The following is a 21,460-nucleotide window of genomic DNA, read 5'->3' on the forward strand; positions in this document are numbered from 1 at the left end:
TAAGGAAGAAAAGAAGAGAACTCAGAGGGGTTGCCCTGCAAACTTCCCAAAGAGAGGTCTACAGGGCAGAAGAGGTGGTGCCTCACTCAACGTGTCGTTCGATGCTTGATAAGATTGCCGTAGCAACGATATCGGTTTGGTGAACGATAGGCACCTTTTCTACGGCGTCATTCTGATGTTATGAGCGCAAATTGCGGTAAAACCGCCGAGGCATTTATAACTAATTGAATGAGCAACCACAGTGAATATAGCAGGAATCGTGCCAACTTATAATATAAATTTTAAACGTCTGGTTTTAAATGATTAATTTTTTTAAAAGCTGTTGAGCTGTTTTTTACAGTACTTTTTTTCGCTGTAAAATCCAGCGGTTAGTCTCCAAAGAGAGACGTTTTATCCAGCAAAAAACTGAATCTATAAATATCAATGATTTAAATGTCTCTATTTGGCGACAGATAAGTTAGCCGTTGTCGCCAAACAAAGACAGTATTAATGCTCGTCGTATCCTTCAGTACCAGGTTTTAGTTCGGTCAACTGGCAGGCAGGGCTACTCTTGTTCTTTTCATCCTGACAATCTGTAGCATCATCTTTCACAAATATATGATCGAGTATCGCGCGCATTGTCGGCCCGGCAACCACTCCATCACCGCCGCCGTTTTCCAGAATCAGAGCCACGGCAACTGTTGGATGGTCAAACGGAGCAAAGGCAGTATAGAAAATATGGTCACGCAGGCGGACCGGTGTCATTTTGGCATTGTAGTTCTGATTTTCACGCAGGCTAAATACCTGAGAAGTTCCCGATTTAGCGGCAATCTTATACGGCGCAGTGTGGAACAGCTTGTAGCCGGTGCCGTTTGGCGCATTGGCCATGCCAAACATCGCATTTTTCACAATCGTCCAGTACGGTGATTTTGGATCGCCAATCTGCGAGGTTTCCGGCATCTTGAATGGCGTAATGACCTTGCCAAGCTGCATTGAATCCATCAGATGCGGAGTCATGATCTTGCCGTTATTGATCAAAATTGTCAGCGCCTTGACCATCTGGATAGGCGTGGCAACCCAGTAGCCCTGACCGATACCGACAGAAACTGTATCGCCTTGATACCATTCCTTTTTGTGGACCTTCATCTTCCATTCACGGCTAGGCAGGTTGCCGTAATATTGTTCGTCGAGGTCAATTCCCGATGATTTTCCGTAACCAAACTTGCTGAGCCACTCGTGGATACGATCGATACCCATTTCATAGGCGACCTGATAGAAGAAGGTATCCGCCGATTCCTCAATCGCCTTGGTGACGTTCAAATAGCCGTGACCGGTTTTCATCCAGTCGCGATAATGGCGATCGGTACCCGGCAGCGTCCAGGTCGGCGCGCCAAAGAAGGTAGTTTGCGGGGTGATAACCCCGGCAAACAGCGCCGACATCGCCATGTAAGGTTTCACCGTTGACGCTGGCGGGTAAAGGCCCTGCGTCACGCGGTTAATCAGCGGTAAATCTGGATTTTTCAGCAATGCGCTATAGGCCTTGCCCGAGATGCCGTTAACAAACGGGTTAGGATCATAACTCGGGCTGGAGACCATCGCTCGCACAGCGCCATCGCGCGGGTCAACCACCACCACGGCGGCACGCTGGCCTTTTAACAGCTGTTCGATATATTGCTGCAGGCCGAGATCTAAAGTCAGCTTGATATTTTCCCCAGCCTGCGGTGGAGTTTCCGTCAGCAGGCGCACCACGTGCCCATGGTTATCAACTTCAACTTCCTGATAACCGGTTCGGCCATGCAGCTCTTTTTCGTAATATTTTTCAATGCCCTGCTTGCCGATATCATCGTCGGCCGCGTAGTTCTCGGCCAGCCCCTCTTCAGAAAGCTCTTTGTCATCGCGATCGTTTATCTTGGAAACATAGCCAACCACATGCGCCAGCTCTGCACCATAAGGATATCTACGCTGTTGATAGCTACTGATAGACACGCCAGGGAAATTGAACTGATTTACCGAGAACCGCGCTACTTCTTCGTCAGTTAACGCCAGCTTAAGCGGTATTTCATTGAATTTGCGACCGTGATACATGGCGTCTTTGAAATTGGCCAGATCGTCCGGCGTCAGATCGACAATCGGGGTCAGTGCTTTGATAGTCGCCTGTAAATCAGGAACTTTGCCCGGGATCACCTGAATCTGATAAAGGGTAATGTTCTGCGCCAGAATCACGCCATTGCGATCCATGATCAGCCCACGGCTCGGCGCGATCGGCAGCATTTTAATATCATTCTGATTGGAGCGGGTCTGATAGAAAGAGTGCATGCCCACCTGCAGGTGGTACAGGTTGAATCCAAGCACGCCAAACAGCAGCACCACCACCACAAAGGCGATGACAGCACGACGGATAAAGAGCAGGGACTCAGCCGTATGGTCGCGGATTTCTTCGTTCAATAGGGCCATTACCGGGGGATTACCTTTCTTGTCAAACGTCAGAGCTTATGCGAAAAATGCGGGGATACAGAAAGTGCGAAAGGATAACGCTTATCGCTCAGTCCGACCATAAGAACTGTGCTAAACGGCGAAGAGTAATGTTTCTATTTATGAATAAGTAAGGAAAATGCAAAGTTAAGCCATGGGGCAACAAGCAGCAAGATTTTAGCCCCAAACCCCGGTGAATTGGGCTGAGGCGGCAGGCATATTATTTGGTGTCTATTTTTACACAGTCTGCGTAAATATAGCCTTCGGTTTCATTGGCAATCACAAAGCTGTTTTGAACGTGAATATACATTAGGTGATTTGCCGTCCCTGCCTTCATTGGCTGATTATTCTGCCCAATTATATCGGTCAGCTCCGGGCTGGTAATGGTTTTCATTCCGTCTGGCGAAACGGTAAAGGTATTCCCCGCATCAGTGACTCTGGCGTCTTTATTCAGGACTTCAGCCGAATCATCGCCATCCGGGCGCTGAATGCTGTGGGTCAAAACGCATTTATAGTGAGTATCCGCAAACGCTGTATAAGAAGTTAAAGTCAGTAATACCGCAATGAAAGCGACGAGCCTGGCCATTGAAAAATCCCAACTAAGAAAAGTGAGCCACATCCTATCACTTGGCAATATTATAGAAAGTAGGTGGCAAAAAAATAGTCATAAACATTCTCTCAAGAGCTGTAATAAAAAAAGGCCCGCACAACAAATAGCGGGCCGCAATAAAGAGTCAATGCAAAAAGAATGCTAAAAAATCCAAAATTTATAATAACAAACAAGGCATTAAGCCGTTTTCACTAGAAATTTTTCGATAATATCCATTCTTGGTTCAACGCCTAATCCCGGACCCGACGGCAGGAAGGCGTAGCCATCGGTAATTTTCACCGGCTCTTTAGCCAATGAACGACTAATTTCACCCGGCTCCACGCAATATTCCATTACCAGAGCATTTTCAATCGCACAAAGGAAATGTAGTGACGCAGCGGTATTAATATCGGTAGTGAAATTATGATTACACACTTTACGGCCACGGCTGTGAGCATATTGCGCAATCTGCATCGCCTGAGTAAATCCAGTGCGCGTCACATCTATTTGAACAATATCAATTTGCCCTTCGTCGATCAGTCGCTGGAAGCCGACTACCGTGCACTCTTCCTCCCCCGCCGCAATATGTTGGGAACAGCTCTGCGAAACTTTGCCATATCCGGCATAGTCGTCCGGATGCAAAGGTTCTTCAATCCAGAACAGGCGATAGGGTTCAAACAGCTGGGCGCGGCGAATGGTGGTTTTAGCATCCCAGGCCAGCCCAACGTCGAGCATAAAATCAACGTCGTCACCTATCGCGTGACGGATGGCTTCTACGTATTCGATATCGCGTTTTTCATCGAGGCCAAACGGTTCCCAGCCAAATTTAACACCGGTATGCCCGGTATCCACAGCGTGACGAGCTCGCGCCACGGTATCTTCGATGCTGAACTGGAACATGTTTGAGGAGTAAACGCGCATGCGATCGCGCATTGCTCCACCCAGCAATTCAACAATCGGCTTGTCTAACGCTTTACCTTTAATATCCCACAGCGCGATATCAATCCCCGCCATAGCCTGAATAACTGCCCCATTACGACCGTAATAAATTGTTGCGCGATGCATTTTTGCCCACAGGCGGCCAGTCTCCAGCGGATTTTCGCCAATCAATAAAGATTTCAGACCGGTGACCATGGTGTGCGAATAAGGTGCTTCAATAATCGCTTTAGTGACGTAAGGACTGCCATCGACCTCGCCCCAGCCTACCACGCCCGCATCGGTGGTGATTTTAATCAGCAGGGCATCCTGAGAGCTGTCGGTGCGCGCTTCAATATTGGGAAGCCGCAAATAAAAGGCTTCTACATCTGTTATTTTCATGGCTTAACCTTATATTTATTCTGCCGCAGACGCCGCCCGGCGTCGGTCAGCAATAATTTTCTGATAGTCCACGTCCAAAGCCTGCACGCGAACGTGTAATTCAATTTCTTGAGTCATTTGCGCAATATCTCCGGCTGCAAAAACCTGAGTTAATTGGCAATGCTCTTCTACGATGGCGGCCATGGATTTGCCCATTGTTGACAGCCCGAAAATCACTGTGAGCTGGCGAGCTATCGATTCCCATAGATTGCTCAGCACGGGGTTTTCCGCGAAGCTGCACAATACGCGGTGAAAATCGGTATCCGCCGAGGCAAAACCGTAGACATCTCCACGCTGCATCATCAGTTCCAGCTCTTTGACGCTTGCCTCAAGTCGGGTAATTTGCAGCTTGCCGTTGCGGCCGTTCTCAATCGCGCGACGACAAGCCAGCGTTTCCAGCGGAATACGCACGTCGATGATCTGCTCCAGCCGCTGCTGGGAAATATCCATCAGGCGAATACCTTTATACGGCTCGCTGGAGACGATGCCCTGACTCTCGAGGATGCGCAGCGCCTCACGAATCGGCACCCGACTCATACCCAGCCGCATCACCAGATCCGGTTCAGAAACGCGATCGCCGGGCAGCAGCAAACCGCGCGACGCAGCAGAGAGAATGGCGTCAACCGCGTGATCTACCAGCGTGCGAGGTCTGGCCGCCTGCCACTGAACACCCTCCTCGCCAGCGGCCTGCATCAGCGGTGACACCTCGGCGTCGGCTTTATTTGCAGACTGTTTGCCCAGCGTTTTTTTTATCACCTGTTTTGCTGCCATGATGCTTCCTGATGCCCTTTCCAGGACGAATAGTTTGGATATTATTGGCTTATCGCCCGAGTGATAAACTGTCCAAAGCCCGGCTCGACCTGGGTCTTGCCATCCTTATAAACCATGACCCCACGGATCATCGTCATCGCAACCTTACCCTGACAGTTCAGCCCCTCAAACGCGCTCCACTTGCCGAGTCCGTAAAAATCGGCACCTTTTACCGTCCAGACCTGCTGCGGATTGTAAAACGCCAGATCGGCATCAGATCCTATCCTAATCGCCCCTTTTCGTGGATAAAGGCCGAAAGTTTTCGCCGGACCCGTGGCGGTCATGCGGGCAAATTCCGTCAAGCCAAGACCTCGCTTGACGTGCCCTTCGCTAAAGAACATCGGCCCCAGCGTTTCAACGCCGGTCAGCCCCATGCCCGCATCCCAGATGGATTCGTTGCCCGCCGCTTTTTGTTCCGGCAGGTACGGGCAGTGATCCGAGGCCAACATGTCCACCTCGCCGTCGAGTACCACTGACCACAGCGCATCCACAACCGGACGCGGGCGGATCGGCGGCCCGCAGCGCGCGTTAGGGCCAATGCGTACCAAATCTTCTTCATCAAGGATCAGATAATGAGGACAGGTTTCGAATGAGACCCGCGCCCTGCCGCGAGCCTTGACGATATTTTTTGCGGCCCGCGCCGAACTGACATGTACTATGTGACAACGCGCGCCGGTCTCCTCGGCGATGGTCAGTACACGATTGACAGCCTCAACCTCGGCAATTTCAGGGCCAGCCAGCGCGTGGGCGCGAATATCTTTGCGTCCGGCACGGCGCAATTCAGCCCCTGCTCCGATCAGAATGTCGTGATTCTCGGAATGAATGCCGATCAATCCGTCGAACTCGCGCAACGTTTGCATAGCGCGCAGCAGGCCGTCATCGTCAAGGCGCGGCAGCCCTTTCGGGTCAGTGGCACCGCCATCGGGATCGCCGCTGCATAAAAAGGCTTTAAACGCGATCGCGCCGGCAGCATCCAGACTCGCCAACTGATGCAAATTTTTGCCGTCCAACCCGGCCCACATGGCAAAATCCACCGTAACATTGGCGTCCAGCAGGCCGCGCTTCCAGGTGAAATTCTCCAGCGTAGTGGCTGGCGGCAGTGAATGTGGCATTTCTACCACCGTGGTGACGCCGCCCGCCGCCGCTCCCTGTGTTCCTTCGCGCAGTTCCTGCTCGGGGAAATCGTGCGAACCGGTAAAGTGCGTGTGTACATCGATGGCACCGGGCATCACGATAAGCCCGCTGGCGTCGATCACCTCATCGGCCTGCGGCAATAGGCAATCTGGCGCAAAAATACCGACAATTTTACCCTTGTCGATGGCCAGTTCGGCCCGCAGCTCGCCGGTTTCGGTCACCAACAATCCGCCGATAATCAAGGTTTTCATCAGTTTTGCTCCTTTATTAAGCTGCTATCTACCAGCGCGGCGTAAGGTGCAGCCTGCTTTAGCCAACCTGCCTGCTGTAGAATGTCCGAGAAGTGGCGAAAATCTTGTTCCGCGATCGGGGTGGATGAAGCAAAAGTCTGCGAGGCTTGATAGCCGCGGACGGCTTCTATCAATCCTTCGGCAGGATAATCAGGATAGAAAGGCGCGATAACCTGGCTCACTTGCTCGGCTGACTGTTCGCACAACCAGTTCAGGGCCAAACCAATAGCACAGTTAAAGGCTGAAAAAGCCTGATGTTTTGCAGCAATAATCTCTGGCCGGGCAATATAGGCGCTCCAAGGCACCGGGCCGGTTGCGGCCGACAGGCTTTGCACTAAGGCAAGTTGGCCGCTGGCGATAGTCGGAGCCAGTGCGTGCAACGAGTGCAAGGCATAGTCAATTTCACCTGCGGCAACCGCTGCAAAATCTTGCTGCGGATTGCCACTGCCGGGGATCAGCTTCAGTTCGTTTTCACCGATACCCTGCTGACGCAACAACCAGCGAAAACAAAGGGTTGCGGTGCCAACATTGCCAACGTCAATGACCGTGCAACCGCGCAGCGACGCAAAACTAAAATCCGGCTGAGCACTCGCAGCAGCCAAATACCACGGATTACCGGCCACCGCAGCACAAAAACATTTAAGCAACGGGCCGTTTTCTTCGTGATTTTTCATGATAACCATCGGCCCACCGATTGTCAGATCAGCCTCTCCGGCGATAACGGCCGGAACCTGCCCTCCCTGAATGGTGTGGCCGCCGGACTGGGCGGTAGTGAATTCGATTTTCACTCCTGCGCGGGCAAAAAAGCCCAGACTCTCAGCGATAAAATGCGCACAGTAATAAACTCGCGCCTCACTGGCATCGCCCTGATTAAGGCGCAAAGTCGGTAATGCCAAAGGATTACTGCTCATGACTGGCTCCCATAATGGCTACATAATCCGCGTTAAGCTCGCAGATATCGCTGACCCCGCACCAGCTGCACAAAGCCGTTATTTCATTGATTAACCCGTCGAGTAAAGACTCAACGGCCTGTTCGCCACCGGCGGCCAAAGCGGCGATTACCGGGCGCACCATGACGGCAAGCTCAGCTCCGAGGCAGCGCGCGACCAGCACGTCCGCGCCGCTGCGTATCCCGCCGTCGATGGCGAGTAAACCAGTAAAAGCAGGACCAATTTGGGCCATCGACTCAACCGGTGTTACCCAGCGCGCACTTTGCCGCAGGCCGATATTTGATACCATCAGTGCCTGTGCGCCAGATTGCGCAGCCAACATAGCGTCTTCTGGATGCAGAACGCCTTTAACCATGACGCTCAAACCTTTAACCGTCGCGTGTTGAATCACGGTTGCCAATTCTTGCCATGACCAGGCAGGAAATGCGGGTAGCGGATGCACGCCCGCTGCCGTCGAACCGATAGTTTTCCAACCCCGACGCAGTAGCTCGTCGCCAATCGAAAACCCGCCCGGTTGCAGGCCATGAACCGGATGAACCGGTGCCAGCACGGTAAGAATAATTCCCTGCGCTCCGCAGTCGGCGGCATTAGCCATCAAATCCAAGAGGCGATCCACCGGCCCGGCGGCACGCAGCTGTAGCCAGCAGTCATCGTGTTCAGCACAAATATCTGCCAACGGGGTTACGGTTTCTTCGGAAACAAACAGTGGCAGCTGCAATCGCTGGCAGACCCGTGCAATCGGCAGCAATCCTTGCGGATGAAATACCCGATCGCCAGCGAATGCGCCGACCGCCAACGGAGCGGACCAGTGACGCTTAAACGGCTGGCTGCTGATATTCAGGCTCTGACAACCTCGCATGACTCGCGGCACCAGTCGATATTGTTGCAGAGCTGCGGCGTTGGCATCGTCTGCGCCTGCAGGCAAGTCTTTGGGCTGGCCAAGCATGTAGCGAAATAGCGCCTCGCCCAGCTTTTCGCGCGCCTCGATAGCGTGCGGTAAGCCCTGTAAATGGTGATCAGCTATTTTCATGAGTCAGCTCCTGTTGCAGGAAGGCGGAAAACGCTGTTGTAGTTGGATGTTGCAAAATTTCTGGCCCGCCCTCCTCCACCAGCACACCGTCTTGCAGGAAAACAATGCGATCGGCGACGGTGGCGGCAAATGCGATGTCATGAGTGCTGATTAGCAGTGTCATGCCCGTTTTCGCCAGCGAACGGATGGTTTGATTGACCTCGCGCACCAGCTCAGGATCCAACGCCGAGGTCGGTTCATCAAACAGCAAGATACGCGGTTCGGCAGCCAGCGCACGGGCGATCCCGACCCGCTGCTGTTGCCCTCCGGAAAGTTCGTGTGGTAAAGCCACCTCAAAATTCTCGAGCCCGACCAGCTTCAACGCGCGTTTGGCCTTGAGCCGCGCCACGTCTTTTGGCATCCCCTGCACCAGCAAGGGAATGCTCATCGTGTTTTGCAGCGCGGTCATGTGATCAAACAAGGCAAAGTGCTGAAATACGATACCAATCCCGGAGTCGGCGCGATTGCCGGGCAAAAGGCGCTCGGCCAACAGCTGCCCTTTCGCGTCACGGCCCATCAGGTGACCTTCTGTTTCTATACTGCCTCCAGCTCGCGGCGTCAGCGCCAGAATGGATTTCAGCAAGGTACTTTTACCGGAACCGGAACGGCCCAGCAGGACCACCACTTCCCCACGGCGAACCTTTAAAGTCAGCCCTTTTAGCACCGCTTTGCCCGCGTATTCCACCAGCAGATTTTCTATGTCCAGCACCACGGCGGCATTTTTGCTTTCCCAATGCTGTTTCGGCAGCAGTGCCTGAGTTTCCTCAATCGGCACTTCGACGGCGTTTTTCACCAGACGCGCGCGCCGTGCCCGTTCTTCGAGATTGAAATGCTTTTCAAGCCAGTATTGGATACCTGCAAGGCCTGAAGACATGATCATATAAATGCCGCCAGAGGCAACAAGCACAGGAATAAACAGAAAGTTTTGCGAAACGATGGTTTGCCCACGCATCGTCAGTTCATTAACCCCGACGACGGAGGCCAGCGAGGTGGATTTCAGCAATCCGACGGCTTCATTGCCCAGCGTCGGCAGAATGGCGCGCAACGCCTGCGGAATAACCACGTGGATCATTTCTTTGGTGCGCGAAAAGCCAAATGCCTGCGCGGCGGTGCGCTGGTTGCGATCGGTGGCTACGATACCACCGCGAATAATCTCGGCGCAAAACGCCGTTTCATTAATCATCATCGCCAATAAAGCGCTGGAAAATGGGCTAAAACGTAGACCAAACTGCGGCAACACGTTGTAGAGCAAAATCAACTGCAACAGCACCGGCGTGCCGCGCAAAATATAGATGTAAATCTGCACCGGAAGGCGAATTATCGTATGACGGGAAGTGCTGGCGAGCGCCAGAAAAAATCCGATGATAATCCCCCCAGTTAGAGCACCGACTAACAGTTCGACGGCGATTACCGCACCCTGCCATAAATACGGCAGCGTGAGGTATTGGAAAAAATCTTGCATATCGTCGACTCCTGACGGTCAGACTGGGCATTCAAAAAATCTACTGCATAGGGGAAAACTGGGGCGGTCACAATCAGCTGCCCCAGCTCCAGGCTTTAGCCTTTATCAACTGCGGGACGTTCGGCACTGCCGCCCTGGCCCCAGAAATCCAACAGTTTTTTCTGCGCGCCGCTGCTCTGAATCACTTTCATGGCGTCCAGCACCGCGTGGCGCATCACAGTGTTGTCTTTGGCAATAGGGAAACCGACCATGATTGGCAGATCGACAGTAAATGAAGTTTGCAGCGAGGGATCGGCCTTGGCGACTTCACGCGCCGATCCGGCCTCAGTGAGATAAATATCGGCACGATCGCTTTTGATCGCCTGAATGCTGTTATCGGTGTTCTGCACCATCAGCATATCGATCTCGGGCTTGCCTTCTTTCTTACAGATAGCATTTTGCTGAGGAACCAGTGTCGCAGCTTCATAGGTTCCTGCCGCAGCGGCCACGGTTTTACCGCACAGGTCATCTACGGTTTTAATATTTTTTGGATTGCCTTTTGCTACCAGCGATCCGTCCTGCACCTGCACCGAGGCGACAAACGCTATCTGTTTCAGGCGCGCATCAGTAACGTAAAGCATCGGGCCGATATCCGCACGACCGCTGGTGATCGAGGTTAGCAGCACGTTAAAGGATCCATTTTGATAAGTGTGAGTGAAACCAAGACAGCCACCAAGACGATCGAACAGTGAAGGATCCAACCCTTCAATCACTGAAGGATCCTTTGCCGACGGAGCCTCAAAACCTTTGGTATATCCGCCAAGGCCGACCACCACCTGCTTGCCGACCAGAGAAGGATACTTGGCCTGCAAGGTTTTACATTGGGCCATAGCGGCAAAGTCTTTGGCCGAGGGTTTGATGTCATCTGCAGCCTGAGCTGCAGATATGGAAGAGAGCATAATTGCGGTGAATCCCGTCATCCAAACAGCCAGTCGCAATGCATTGTTCATGATTAAGTTCCCCTGGTGCTGAAAAAATAGGCTTTCGCCTGTGATTTATAATTTTTTAAAATAATTGCCGCTGCTTGTTATTTTGCAATCTGACGCATCGCTGTAGCTTCCATTTCCACCAGCAGATCGGGATGATTCAGCGTAATACCTACCGTGGCACGAGCAGGATAGGGAGCGGAGAGCACTTCGCCATAAACTTCATTCATGCCGGCAAACTGTGAAAGATCGGTGAGGTAAATTGTTACGCGAACCAGACAGTCCAGCGTCATATCGGCCTGCTTGAGCAAAGACTCAATGTTCGCTAAAACCTGACGTGTCTGGGACGCAATATCACTGCCAACAATATTGCCGCTGTAAGGATCAATGGCGACCTGTCCAGAAATAAACAGCATCGGTTCAGATAAAATGGCGGCTGAAAGAGGAGCAGGCCCCATTGATCGGTCTTCAGTTCCCAACCCAGGATAGGTAATCGCGGTCTTCATTGGTCATTTCCACAGCAAATCAACATGAGACCAATTTCGTATACGATTATACGAAAGTCAATCTAACCGCTTACTTTGTGAGCGGCGATATTGTGATGAAAATCACTTTTTATGACTGACGTTTTTTAGAAAATTAAACAAATAAAAACAGACAGTTAAGTTGAATTTTGAGTCTGATTTCTTGACTTTTAATGCAGTAATTAGCCTGTTTAAGCTGGGTGATTTTTATCCATACGGATTTATTATCATACAAAAGCAGAATTGTATTTTAGCGGGAGGATTAACGATTTTTGCGGTATGTTAAGTCGTACAATACAGGGGCTCAGGCCCAGCCGATGCCTTTCGGCCGTGCCATAATAAAGACTTATTGATTAGGTTTTTTTACTCAGTGCATGATTCAATTTTTCGGCAGTGAAATATGGCCAATTTGATAGTTTTGGCTGGTTGAGGCTACCTCTTGCGGCAATGTTTTCCACAGACTCAAGCCAATCAGCTGCCAATTTTGCGGATCCCAGGCAACTAAACGCGCCAACTCTTCTCCTATTTTTACTGGCTCACCTAGTGAAGAAAGACTGCTGTAAGGCCTGATTGGCTCAATCTTCCGGCAGGCGAATTTAGCCTGACGGATGTCAGGCGATAATGCCGCCGAAAGCACGGGATAAATCTTGACCTCTGGCCTGCCGAAAGCCCGCGATACCGCCGCAAACCCCGGACTTAACAGAAAACTGTTCAGGCTTGCGGCGTCCTGCCAAAGATAGAAAGGCGCATAGAGATTCTCGTCATTGGCGGTTAACCCGTCGTTCTGAATCGCATAGAGATAAGTTTTAAAAATCAGCCCCGGATAACCATCCAGCAGATGACCGTTATCGGCGATACGACGCTCGATAATGGTCATATCGTAATCGGCCGGAAGCGTGAAACTATACTGCATCGCCAGCATGTTCTTCTCCTTAAGGTCGTGGAATATCAGAGACCTTAAACAGCTTTCCACTGCCGAAAGACCAGTCTTCAGGCTGAGTAAAAGTAATCACTACCATCACGTCCTGCGGCTTGATACCTATGGATTGCCCAAGCAGTTCCACCAACTTCAAATACAATTTCTGTTTCTCCTCTGGTCCACGCGGTCTGCCTGCGGTTATCTGAAACAGCAGAAAATCCTCACTGCGGCCCTGCTCAGATCCAGATAAATAGTGGCGGTCAAAGATGCGTTCCTCCGGCTGATAGCGGTCAAAAAGTTGAAAACAGTCGGTTTCGGGGATGTCAAAACTGCTAACCAGAGTCTGTTGCAGCGCACGGGAAATTGCGTCGCGCCAAAGTGTGAATCGCTGTTCCGGGATCGCAATACGGGTCATAGGCATGATTATCTCCTGCTATTACGTTACTCAAAAAGTGTAATAAAGAAGATAAGCGCCTATGATGATTTATAAAATCAGATATAACAGCACTATCATTCCCTAAAAACAGGATGATTAATCATGGCAAAACGCCCTCTGACATTTGATGCAGAAGCATTGCGGACTTTTGTAACCGGCATTGAGTTGGGAAGCTTTGTATTGGCCGCCGACCGGTTGGGTCGTTCAACCTCGGCCATCAGCGCGCAGCTTAAAAAGCTGGAACAGCAGGCAGGCACGGCACTGATGCAAAAATCTGGTCGCCATCTGGCATTAACCGCTCAGGGCGAAATTTTGCTGGGATATGCGCGCAGATTATTGAATCTCAATGATGAAGCCTGCGCGGCAATGAGCGCCAGCACCGTTGCCGGCGAAATTCGTTTGGGTTTGCAGGAGGATTTTGGCGAAGCACTGCTACCGGCTATTCTCGGCCAGTTTTCTCGTATCCACCCAAAGGTGCAAATCTCGGCAACCGTGACTCGCAATGGCCCATTGCTTAGTGCTATCAGGCAAAACGAGCTCGATTTAGCCCTGAGTTGGCAGGGGGAAGAAACCACGCCTTTCAACCAATCATTAGGCAGCCTGCCGCTGCAATGGATTAGCGCGACTGATTTCGAAATTACGCCTTATCTGCGAGAAGGAACTCCCTTACCGCTTCTGGTTTTCGATGCGCCTTGTATTATGCGCACTCTCGCCATCGCCGCTCTGGATCATGCAGGCATCCCTTGGCGCATTGCTTTTACCAGCCGTAGCCTCAGTGGAATATGGGCGGCCGCATCTGCAGGATTGGGAATGACTTTGCGTACCGAGATGGGCATGCCAACCAGACTAAAGATCATTGATCGACCTGAACTGCCTGAGATGGGCAATATTGGCATTGCCCTGCATCAGTCAAATAGCCATCTTTCAGAAGCTACCGGTTACCTGCATAAGACCATTTGCGAAGTCTTTCCGCTGGCTTTATGAGAGTTTTATTTGGTCAGGATCAGCCTTAACCCAAGCGCCGCCATCACTCCACCACTGATACGGCTAATACTTTTCTTATAGCGTAAATAAACACGCTGTGGCTTGGCCGATGACAAGACATAGGCCACAAAGGTGTACCACAGTGAATCAATGGCAAAGCCCATTACCGGTAAAAGCCAATAAAAGTAGCCGGGGATATCGCGAGGGGACAATGCAGCAAAAATACCGGCCAGGACTAAAACCGTCTTGGGATTACATAGTTGGGTAATCAATCCGGTCATAAAGGCTTTTTTGAAACCAATCCTTGCCGATTCCCCCCCTTCTCCCAACGTTAGTTTCTGACTCGCCCCCCGGAAAATCTTGATTGCCATATAAAAAAGGTACAGGCCGCCGCAAATCTTCAGCGTGAGATAGAGCCAGGGAACGGTAACCAGCAAAGTATGTAGCCCGGAAAAAGCGATTAGAACCAGTATTGCGCAACCGATCCCCATACCCAACGCGGTCGCCAGACCATCGCGACGTGAGGAAGCGATAGCCGTTTTTGCCACAAAAATAAAACTGGGGCCGGGGCTCATCGCCCCAACCGCCAGCGCTACAGCAATGGAAAATAGAGAAAGCAGTTCCGCATGCATCATAACCTCCATGGATAATTTCACCCCGTAAGTGCGGTAACAGAAAGCAGGCATCATCTCGGGCGCGAGTTATCGATAACGAATAGGTAAGAAATAACCTATGATTTCTCCTAATGTAAATCAAGAAATTCTGCTTTGCCTGTCGCTCAAAAATCAATCAGCCGGCAAATTTAATGAATACAGGAAGTTATGAAAACCCTAAATCAAATGTTTGAATACTTTATATTTAGAAAGTGGATTGCTTAACAAGTACTCAATATGCTCACACTTACAACAAACAGGAAAGAATTAGCATCTTTAAACAATTTACTCTATTTCCAATTAAAAAAATCGAGAGTAGTATAACTTCGTTAAGATTAATCCTAACGAAGTTATATTAAAACCTTGGACACACGAAAATGATGCAAATTAAAAGCATTGATAATTGTGATTTTATAATCAGCATTGCTGAAATCTATTTAATTAAAAGCAATGGCGATAAAACGGTTTTTTTCCTTCGTGGATTTGAAAAACCTATCTACACAGAGCACAACATAAACGAAATGATCGCTTTTCTAACACAGCGCGGTATATTGAAAGGTTCAGCGCCGATAGCGAACACTCAAGAAAATTTACCAGGCAATCATTTGAAATACATTAATTTATAGTCATCTACTTTATTTTCGTATCAAGCATGATTAATTAACAATTCATCAACGAAATTCAAACCTCATAACAACTGGAGATGAAGATTAACTTAACGTCTCGAAGCACGAAATCTGCTCTAAGTTAAATTTTATCCGAAGATAGCTATCGTTCATGGGAACGGGGCCTAACAGACCAGAAACCCGGAACTGCATTGACAAATTTTTTTAACCAAAGGTTGTGAGTTGTTTTGATTGAGGAAAAAGCAAAACATGCCGCAGGCAAAGCTTTGCAGCTCTCAAAAATCGTTTTTGGTAGCGAGAATGTATGAGATATGTGACGGGAATTCTTGATCTAACGGCCTTCATAAGCCTATATTGATAAGATTATCTCAAGTGATTGGCCGTGCGTAGACCGATGAATATGAGGGTAAAGTCCCTAAAATTAGTAGGCAAACCTCATTCAAAGCATCAAGTTTGTCTGAATGTATCTAAGTAAATAAAATACGAGAGGCTATATATGATATTAACATTGGATATGATGATTCATGGAATCGCTACTTATGAAGCACCTGAGGACTTCTTTCAGTATGTTAAAACAGAACTGCAAAAACAAGTCGAGCCTGATGCATATAGAGAAGTCACCATGGAAAATGTCGTCAAGAAAACAACTATTGCGATAGACTTCTTTATAAAAGAGCTAATTGTTGATAAAGCTGTTGCTGAGACTGATAAAAGTCGAAGTGAAATTGAAAGCATAATTAATAAGATTGAAGATTATTCATTAAACTAACAATGAATACAATCAGTCAAATGATGAACACAGGGATGAAGGATAGCCATAATGTTAATATTTTTTAGCCAGCAACTTTATTATTTAGATTCTGCATGTTTTTTTAAATCATTCAACACCGATTAAGTTTTTTGAGCGCTTTCGTTGATCTAAATCAATAAAAGCGCTCAAAAAAATAATCCATTGCAGGAAATTACCATTTTCCTGCAAAGCATTTTTATTACTCGTAAACTTAAAATTAGAACGCAGCTCCCGCACTTATCGTACCCGATCCTTGAATCTTGGTATCACCTGAAGGACTCTGATACGCACAGCCGTTTAGAGTGGCTAAAATCAGGGCTAGAAGGCAGGTTTTTGCGTAAATACACTTTATGCTATTCATAAAAGTTGTTCCTTAACGTTGATAGTTTACTTTTCGACCCAGTCTATCAACGTTAGTTTCCACCTTTACTTAACGTTTTCAATTCTAAACTTTCAATTTCAACCTTCAGTTCTCACAAAAGGCTAACGTTAACCCGAGTCCATGCCCGACCTGCGCAAGGATTCGCCCCCTAACCTCGGTAAAGTGAATCTCACCGCGCTGTAAACTTTGCCGCGTGGTTTCCAGCGAATAGGTGCCAAAACTCAGCGCTATCATTTTTGCCTCATCACAATCATCCGATAGCGTGATGCCGAAAACAGCCTGAGCTTTCTCAGGAGTGATAAAGCGCACCTTGGCACCTCCGGCCTGCAAGGCAACTTCCTGAGGATCTATCTCATTAATGTGCTCCTTACCAAAAATGTCCACATACAACTGTGCAGCATGGCGGATATCTCTGGCAGAAATCACAAATTCACTAATATGCGAGACCGCATTAGGATGGGTTTGCCATTCGGCACGCCAGACCAGTTCAGGGGTTAAGTGCTGACAAAAAAAGCTCCGACCATGCGGGATGCGAGAGGCTTTAACCGGCACGGTTTGAAATCGCGCGTTGGGTTCGGTGCCATCGTTGAGCTTAACCGGGCGGAAAAAAGCTTTGGGTTCGGCTTCGGCCAACTGATGCTGCGCTAGCTGCTGATACACAGCAGCGGCGTCCCGGGTTTTCCACACCAGCCCATTAAGCCCCAACGGCGCCTGATACAGTTCCTTACGCTGTAGCGTATTGCGGTCTTCATAACCGAGTAACTCAAGATAATTATCATTGAAGATGGCTAAATGATTGCTCGATCCAAGCGAGTGATGGCCGCGAGTTGTCAGGTTGAATCCCAACCGGCGAAACAGCTGCTCTGACAGGTTAAGACCCTCGGCAACATTTATAACAACGTGATCAAGATAAGGCACCAAATCCGACATAACGCGCTCTCTTTAAAAATTTTTTCCAATAGCTTGCAGAGTAATAAGAAGGCCCCTTTTCCAGAACGAAGTTTTCTGCAAAACCAATCCCTGTTTTGAGCTAAACAAACTCATCGCTGTGCTTTTGACGTTTTTCAGATAGCAGACAGCAAACCTAACTACGTTGTTGATGATGTAGATCAACTAAAGCCAGGCACCAAGCGGCCTGACAAAACAGATTTAAGCCAAATTACCCTCTGTAAAAAGGACACTTTAGGTCATTCATACCACTATTAACGCACTTCATTCCACTTCAAAGGCATCTCATGCCTGAATCGATTCATGTCCTCAAATAAGACTTATCATAACGCCAATCTAATTGAATCAATCTCGCTCGGGAGAACCCACTATGAGTGATAAATCAGGCCTTAAAAAAGCGGCCGTCCAGCAAAGCGCTGCGATACCCAATCATAATCGCACCCGCTGGTTTACCTTGTTTGGTACCATTATCACCATGTTTGCACTCGGCTCGGTTTATACCTGGAGCCTGTTCAACGGGCAGCTTTCCGCCAAACTCGATGAACCCATCAGCCGCGTTGCCTTCTCATTCGGTTTATTAAGCCTGGGCCTGGCCGTAGCCTCTTCTGTCGCCGGTAAATTACAGGAACGCTTCGGGGTAAAAAAAGTCACCATCGCCTCAGGCATATTGATGGCCGTTGGATTCTTCCTCACCGCCCACTCGACGAATCTCGTGATGCTTTACCTCAGCGCAGGCGTGCTGGTCGGTCTGGCCGATGGTGCCGGTTACCTGATGTCCCTTTCGAACTGTGTAAAATGGTTCCCGGAACGCAAAGGCGTGGTTTCAGCCTGTGCCATTGGCGCCTACGGTTTTGGCAGCCTGGGATTTAAGTTTATCTGTGGCTACCTGTTAAGCATCGGCACGCTGGAACATACCTTTATTATCTGGGGTTTGTTAGCGATGACGATGGTGATTATCGGCGGCCTGATGATGACCGACGCACCAAAACAGCAAGCCAGAATGATTGACAATCACCAGGAGCAGCCGCGTGATTTCAGCCTGGCCGAAGCCATTCGCGTCCCACAGTATTGGATGCTGGCGCTGATGTTTTTGACTGCCTGCATGAGCGGACTGTATGTCATTGGGGTGGCCAAAGATATTGGCCAAGGACTGGTGCATCTCAGCGCGATGACCGCTGCCAACGCCGTTACCGTTATTGCTATCGCCAATCTTAGCGGTCGCCTGGTTCTCGGCGTGCTTTCAGACAAAATGGCGCGTATTCGAGTGATCTCGTTAGCTCAGGTTATCTCTCTGATTGGCATGAGTATTATGCTATTTACTCATATGAATGAAACGTCGTTCTATGTTTCCGTAGCCTGCGTAGCCTTTAGCTTTGGCGGCACGATCACCGTCTATCCTTCATTGGTCAGCGATTTCTTCGGCCTTAACAATCTGACCAAGAACTATGGCCTGCTTTATCTCGGGTTTGGCGTCGGCAGTGTTTTAGGCTCATTGATTGCCTCAATCTTTGGCGGCTTTGCCATAACCTTTAGCTTCATTACCGTGCTATTAATTATCTCACTCGCGATTTCTGCCACGATTCGCCTACCGAATAAAGAAATCGAGGAGCAAAATACGCTCCAACATGTGTAGACCCTTGTTCTGATCCTTTCTGCATGATCAACGGGAGCCATGGCTCCCGTTTTTTATTGCCAGCCTCACAGCCTCTACACAAGCAAGCAGACAATCAAACTCCCAACACCTCATGGCCAGCTCATGCCAGGTGAACAGGCGTTAACCTTAAGATTCTCGGACATACCTAAAATGACCAGCAGTAAAGTTCTACTCGCAGCAATGGTGCTTGCGGGCGCAGCATTCGGCACACAGGCTTCAGAAATTCCAATGAACACCAGTTCACAGCCTTGCGTTGAGCATTCATCATTTAACAATGTTGCGGATGCTCGCGATATGATGACCTCACCACAGCGCCCGGCTCATCAGTCGGCGACGCATTGCCTGACCAGTATCCAAAACAGCAACAGCAATAAGCTTTTTGGCAATAACGAGCTGTTTAAATAACAACCTATTAGTTGCTTATCCTGAATCAGTAATGATTAACTGATTCAGGTCCATCAATACCGTTATTAACTCCGCAAATGCATTCCAATATTGCCCGTAAGGCAGTTTCTACCTGTTGAGAAACAGAGTTTTAAATCAAATTTCCAGCCGCTATGGCCATCATTATAAGAAACCAAAAAATCTAATTTAATAATATTCATCTTAGAGTGAAACTTGGCAATTCAAGGGAAATAAGGATTATGCTACTCTCTTGCCTGAATTTTTAAGCATGAAGCATGGCCTGAGCAATGAATAAAATTTTGATTAATCTATATATTTACCAGCAGCCCGTATCTTTATCGAACATGAAAGAAATTAGCCATATATTCAGCCATAGGTTATCAGAATCACGGACATTCATACTGCTCGTGAGTATCATCCCGCTATCCAAATTCTGTCTCATTAGTATGATGCCAGTTTTTAATATTGTGACTCAGTCTCTCGCAAGAGATGATTAAATTTTGTTCACCAGAGGTTTTATGAGTAATTCTCAAGTTGACGTACTTGCCACGGAAAATACCGACGAAACAGGTGCATGGCGCAAAACGGATACCACATGGATGCTGGGACTGTACGGAACGGCAATAGGCGCGGGCGTGCTGTTTTTGCCAATTAACGCTGGGATTGGTGGACTTATCCCGCTGATTATCATGGTTATTCTTGCGTTCCCCATGACATTTTATGCCCACCGTGGACTAACACGCTTCGTATTGTCCGGGAAGAATGCAGGGCAGAATATTACCGACGTTGTAGAAGAACATTTCGGTATTACCGCAGGTAAACTAATTACCTTGCTCTATTTCTTCGCTATTTTCCCGATATTATTGGTTTATAGCGTAGCTATTACCAACACTGTCGAAAGTTTCATCACCCATCAAATGCATCTGCCTGCTCCACCGCGAGCGATATTAGCGCTAGTGCTGATTCTGGCATTAATGACACTGGTTCACTTTGGTGAGCACCTTATTGTTAAAACAATGAGTGTTCTTGTTTATCCATTTGTTGTTGTGCTGATGGCGTTAGCGCTTTACCTTATTCCGCACTGGAATGCCTCTATTTTTGAGCACGCTCCAGCGGCAACTGGAGGTACTGGTAATGGCATGCTGATGACCCTGTGGCTGGTTATTCCAGTGATGGTTTTCTCGTTTAACCATTCGCCAATTATCTCATCATTTGCCGTCGCAAAACGTAAAGAATATGGCGACGATGCCGAGAGAAAATGCTCTAAAATCCTGACCTTCAGTACTTTGATGATGGTTGTAACGGTGATGTTCTTCGTGTTCAGCTGCGTGCTGAGCCTCTCCCCGGCGGACCTGATGGAGGCCAAAAATCAGAACATCTCGATTCTGTCCTATCTGGCCAACCATTTCCAAACGCCGGTAATTGCCTATATCGCGCCAGTAATTGCCTTCATCGCCATTACCAAGTCGTTTCTGGGTCATTACCTGGGTGCTCGCGAAGGTTTTAACGGTATCGTGAGCCAATCGCTGCGCAGCCGTGGCAAAAACATTTCTCTGCCGAAAATGAACCGCATAACCGCAGTATTTATGCTGGTTTCGACCTGGGCCATCTCTACCTTGAATCCAAGCATTTTAGGAATGATTGAAACCCTGGGCGGCCCAATTATCGCCATGTTGCTTTTCCTCATGCCGATGTATGCAATCCGCAAAGTTCCGGCAATGAGAAAATACAGCGGCCATATCAGCAACGGTTTCATTGTTATTGTGGGTTTAGTTGCGATGTCGGCAATTGTTTATAGCCTGTTCGGCTGATCAATTACCACTGCTGCATAGTCGCGGCTGGTTACTCGAGGCTTACCCTGAAAAGTAAGCCTTTTTTAATCGCTAATACAAATGTTGGAAGGTAAAGACGGCGCTTTACACATCGATTCTAAAACTTACCTGACGATGACAAAACCATACATTGGCTTTGGTATCTTAAACCCATCGAGAGAAAGTGATGTCCCTGTGTAAATCTGTAGAACCCTGTAGAAACCCTGTTGTGTAGAAACCCTGTAGTACCCC

General features: G+C 48.9%; 20 protein-coding genes. 6 read left to right on the forward strand and 14 right to left on the reverse strand.

Annotated elements, in window-relative coordinates; translation table 11 throughout:
* Positions 1-486: 486 nt before the first annotated feature.
* From mrdA to SPM24T3_RS14570, 12 genes are all read right to left on the reverse strand, one after another.
* Positions 487-2,433: a penicillin-binding protein 2 gene (gene mrdA, locus SPM24T3_RS14515; RefSeq protein ID WP_009637533.1), complete on the reverse strand. Its 1,947-nt coding sequence runs from the start codon at positions 2,431-2,433 to the stop codon at positions 487-489.
* Between the two features lie 238 nt (positions 2,434-2,671).
* Positions 2,672-3,037: a hypothetical protein gene (locus tag SPM24T3_RS14520; RefSeq protein ID WP_009637534.1), complete on the reverse strand. Its 366-nt coding sequence runs from the start codon at positions 3,035-3,037 to the stop codon at positions 2,672-2,674.
* Between the two features lie 201 nt (positions 3,038-3,238).
* Positions 3,239-4,357 carry a mandelate racemase/muconate lactonizing enzyme family protein gene (locus SPM24T3_RS14525; protein ID WP_009637535.1) on the reverse strand — a complete coding sequence of 373 codons (1,119 nt, stop codon included), beginning with the start codon at positions 4,355-4,357 and terminating at the stop codon, positions 3,239-3,241.
* Positions 4,358-4,372: 15 nt separating this feature from the next.
* Positions 4,373-5,167, reverse strand: coding sequence for a GntR family transcriptional regulator (locus SPM24T3_RS14530; protein ID WP_009637536.1), 795 nt, complete (start codon positions 5,165-5,167; stop codon positions 4,373-4,375).
* A 41-nt stretch (positions 5,168-5,208) separates the two neighbouring features.
* Positions 5,209-6,591 carry a dihydroorotase family protein gene (locus SPM24T3_RS14535; protein WP_009637537.1) on the reverse strand — a complete coding sequence of 461 codons (1,383 nt, stop codon included), beginning with the start codon at positions 6,589-6,591 and terminating at the stop codon, positions 5,209-5,211.
* Entirely contained in the window at positions 6,591-7,541 is a 951-nt protein-coding gene (locus SPM24T3_RS14540; protein ID WP_009637538.1) for an ABC transporter substrate-binding protein, read from the reverse strand. The genes SPM24T3_RS14535 and SPM24T3_RS14540 overlap by 1 nt, the downstream gene beginning before the upstream one ends.
* On the reverse strand, positions 7,531-8,610 hold the full coding sequence (locus tag SPM24T3_RS14545; RefSeq protein WP_009637539.1) for an alpha-hydroxy acid oxidase: 1,080 nt from the start codon (positions 8,608-8,610) through the stop codon (positions 7,531-7,533). The genes SPM24T3_RS14540 and SPM24T3_RS14545 overlap by 11 nt, the downstream gene beginning before the upstream one ends.
* Positions 8,597-10,111, reverse strand: coding sequence for an amino acid ABC transporter permease/ATP-binding protein (locus SPM24T3_RS14550; protein ID WP_009637540.1), 1,515 nt, complete (start codon positions 10,109-10,111; stop codon positions 8,597-8,599). The genes SPM24T3_RS14545 and SPM24T3_RS14550 overlap by 14 nt, the downstream gene beginning before the upstream one ends.
* Positions 10,112-10,206: 95 nt before the next feature.
* On the reverse strand, positions 10,207-11,100 hold the full coding sequence (locus SPM24T3_RS14555) for a transporter substrate-binding domain-containing protein (RefSeq protein ID WP_009637541.1): 894 nt from the start codon (positions 11,098-11,100) through the stop codon (positions 10,207-10,209).
* A gap of 77 nt (positions 11,101-11,177) precedes the next feature.
* Entirely contained in the window at positions 11,178-11,582 is a 405-nt protein-coding gene (locus SPM24T3_RS14560; protein ID WP_009637542.1) for a RidA family protein, read from the reverse strand.
* 397 nt (positions 11,583-11,979) lie between these two features.
* Positions 11,980-12,522: a DUF4865 family protein gene (locus SPM24T3_RS14565; protein ID WP_009637543.1), complete on the reverse strand. Its 543-nt coding sequence runs from the start codon at positions 12,520-12,522 to the stop codon at positions 11,980-11,982.
* 10 nt (positions 12,523-12,532) lie between these two features.
* A complete protein-coding gene (locus SPM24T3_RS14570; protein ID WP_009637544.1) occupies positions 12,533-12,940 on the reverse strand; it encodes a tautomerase family protein in 408 nt (135 codons plus the stop codon).
* A 117-nt stretch (positions 12,941-13,057) separates the two neighbouring features.
* Between SPM24T3_RS14570 and SPM24T3_RS14575 the strand changes: the two genes are divergently transcribed.
* A complete protein-coding gene (locus SPM24T3_RS14575) occupies positions 13,058-13,939 on the forward strand; it encodes a LysR substrate-binding domain-containing protein (RefSeq protein ID WP_009637545.1) in 882 nt (293 codons plus the stop codon).
* A 5-nt stretch (positions 13,940-13,944) separates the two neighbouring features.
* Here SPM24T3_RS14575 and SPM24T3_RS14580 read toward each other — a convergent pair whose 3' ends face one another.
* A complete protein-coding gene (locus SPM24T3_RS14580; RefSeq protein ID WP_009637546.1) occupies positions 13,945-14,571 on the reverse strand; it encodes a LysE family translocator in 627 nt (208 codons plus the stop codon).
* A gap of 398 nt (positions 14,572-14,969) precedes the next feature.
* Here SPM24T3_RS14580 and SPM24T3_RS14585 point away from each other — a divergent pair, with 398 nt between their 5' ends.
* Both SPM24T3_RS14585 and SPM24T3_RS14590 read left to right on the forward strand, forming a co-directional pair.
* Positions 14,970-15,218 carry a hypothetical protein gene (locus tag SPM24T3_RS14585; protein ID WP_009637547.1) on the forward strand — a complete coding sequence of 83 codons (249 nt, stop codon included), beginning with the start codon at positions 14,970-14,972 and terminating at the stop codon, positions 15,216-15,218.
* Between the two features lie 496 nt (positions 15,219-15,714).
* Complete coding sequence (locus SPM24T3_RS14590) at positions 15,715-15,987, forward strand: hypothetical protein (protein WP_009637548.1); 273 nt, start codon at positions 15,715-15,717, stop codon at positions 15,985-15,987.
* Between the two features lie 487 nt (positions 15,988-16,474).
* On the opposite strand, the gene SPM24T3_RS14595 is transcribed toward SPM24T3_RS14590, so the two are convergent.
* The gene (locus SPM24T3_RS14595; protein WP_009637549.1) at positions 16,475-17,320 is read right to left on the reverse strand and encodes a VOC family protein; all 846 of its coding nucleotides are present in this window, start codon (positions 17,318-17,320) and stop codon (positions 16,475-16,477) included.
* A 388-nt stretch (positions 17,321-17,708) separates the two neighbouring features.
* On the opposite strand from SPM24T3_RS14595, the gene SPM24T3_RS14600 reads away from it, so the two are divergent.
* The 3 genes from SPM24T3_RS14600 to SPM24T3_RS14610 all read left to right on the forward strand — a co-directional run bounded on the left by SPM24T3_RS14600 (position 17,709) and on the right by SPM24T3_RS14610 (position 21,208).
* On the forward strand, positions 17,709-18,971 hold the full coding sequence (locus SPM24T3_RS14600) for an MFS transporter (protein ID WP_009637550.1): 1,263 nt from the start codon (positions 17,709-17,711) through the stop codon (positions 18,969-18,971).
* 171 nt (positions 18,972-19,142) lie between these two features.
* A complete protein-coding gene (locus SPM24T3_RS14605) occupies positions 19,143-19,397 on the forward strand; it encodes a hypothetical protein (protein WP_037378674.1) in 255 nt (84 codons plus the stop codon).
* A gap of 518 nt (positions 19,398-19,915) precedes the next feature.
* The gene (locus tag SPM24T3_RS14610; protein ID WP_009637552.1) at positions 19,916-21,208 is read left to right on the forward strand and encodes an HAAAP family serine/threonine permease; all 1,293 of its coding nucleotides are present in this window, start codon (positions 19,916-19,918) and stop codon (positions 21,206-21,208) included.
* The last annotated feature ends 252 nt before the right edge of the window (positions 21,209-21,460 follow it).

The organism is Serratia sp. M24T3 (assembly GCF_000257645.1).
GTDB lineage: Bacteria > Pseudomonadota > Gammaproteobacteria > Enterobacterales > Enterobacteriaceae > Rouxiella.

Bases quoted from the DNA above. Each gene is read 5' to 3' on its own strand.
- SPM24T3_RS14585 (WP_009637547.1), top strand. From the start codon at position 14,970: ATGATGCAAATTAAAAGCATTGATAATTGTGATTTTATAATCAGCATT.
- SPM24T3_RS14550 (WP_009637540.1), bottom strand. From the start codon at position 10,111: ATGCAAGATTTTTTCCAATACCTCACGCTGCCGTATTTATGGCAGGGT.
- SPM24T3_RS14575 (WP_009637545.1), top strand. From the start codon at position 13,058: ATGGCAAAACGCCCTCTGACATTTGATGCAGAAGCATTGCGGACTTTT.
- SPM24T3_RS14560 (WP_009637542.1), bottom strand. From the start codon at position 11,582: ATGAAGACCGCGATTACCTATCCTGGGTTGGGAACTGAAGACCGATCA.
- SPM24T3_RS14605 (WP_037378674.1), top strand. From the start codon at position 19,143: ATGACCAGCAGTAAAGTTCTACTCGCAGCAATGGTGCTTGCGGGCGCA.
- SPM24T3_RS14590 (WP_009637548.1), top strand. From the start codon at position 15,715: ATGATATTAACATTGGATATGATGATTCATGGAATCGCTACTTATGAA.
- SPM24T3_RS14610 (WP_009637552.1), top strand. From the start codon at position 19,916: ATGAGTAATTCTCAAGTTGACGTACTTGCCACGGAAAATACCGACGAA.
- mrdA (WP_009637533.1), bottom strand. From the start codon at position 2,433: ATGGCCCTATTGAACGAAGAAATCCGCGACCATACGGCTGAGTCCCTG.
- SPM24T3_RS14545 (WP_009637539.1), bottom strand. From the start codon at position 8,610: ATGAAAATAGCTGATCACCATTTACAGGGCTTACCGCACGCTATCGAG.
- SPM24T3_RS14555 (WP_009637541.1), bottom strand. From the start codon at position 11,100: ATGAACAATGCATTGCGACTGGCTGTTTGGATGACGGGATTCACCGCA.
- SPM24T3_RS14570 (WP_009637544.1), bottom strand. From the start codon at position 12,940: ATGCCTATGACCCGTATTGCGATCCCGGAACAGCGATTCACACTTTGG.
- SPM24T3_RS14595 (WP_009637549.1), bottom strand. From the start codon at position 17,320: ATGTCGGATTTGGTGCCTTATCTTGATCACGTTGTTATAAATGTTGCC.
- SPM24T3_RS14540 (WP_009637538.1), bottom strand. From the start codon at position 7,541: ATGAGCAGTAATCCTTTGGCATTACCGACTTTGCGCCTTAATCAGGGC.
- SPM24T3_RS14565 (WP_009637543.1), bottom strand. From the start codon at position 12,522: ATGCTGGCGATGCAGTATAGTTTCACGCTTCCGGCCGATTACGATATG.
- SPM24T3_RS14520 (WP_009637534.1), bottom strand. From the start codon at position 3,037: ATGGCCAGGCTCGTCGCTTTCATTGCGGTATTACTGACTTTAACTTCT.
- SPM24T3_RS14600 (WP_009637550.1), top strand. From the start codon at position 17,709: ATGAGTGATAAATCAGGCCTTAAAAAAGCGGCCGTCCAGCAAAGCGCT.
- SPM24T3_RS14580 (WP_009637546.1), bottom strand. From the start codon at position 14,571: ATGCATGCGGAACTGCTTTCTCTATTTTCCATTGCTGTAGCGCTGGCG.
- SPM24T3_RS14525 (WP_009637535.1), bottom strand. From the start codon at position 4,357: ATGAAAATAACAGATGTAGAAGCCTTTTATTTGCGGCTTCCCAATATT.
- SPM24T3_RS14535 (WP_009637537.1), bottom strand. From the start codon at position 6,591: ATGAAAACCTTGATTATCGGCGGATTGTTGGTGACCGAAACCGGCGAG.
- SPM24T3_RS14530 (WP_009637536.1), bottom strand. From the start codon at position 5,167: ATGGCAGCAAAACAGGTGATAAAAAAAACGCTGGGCAAACAGTCTGCA.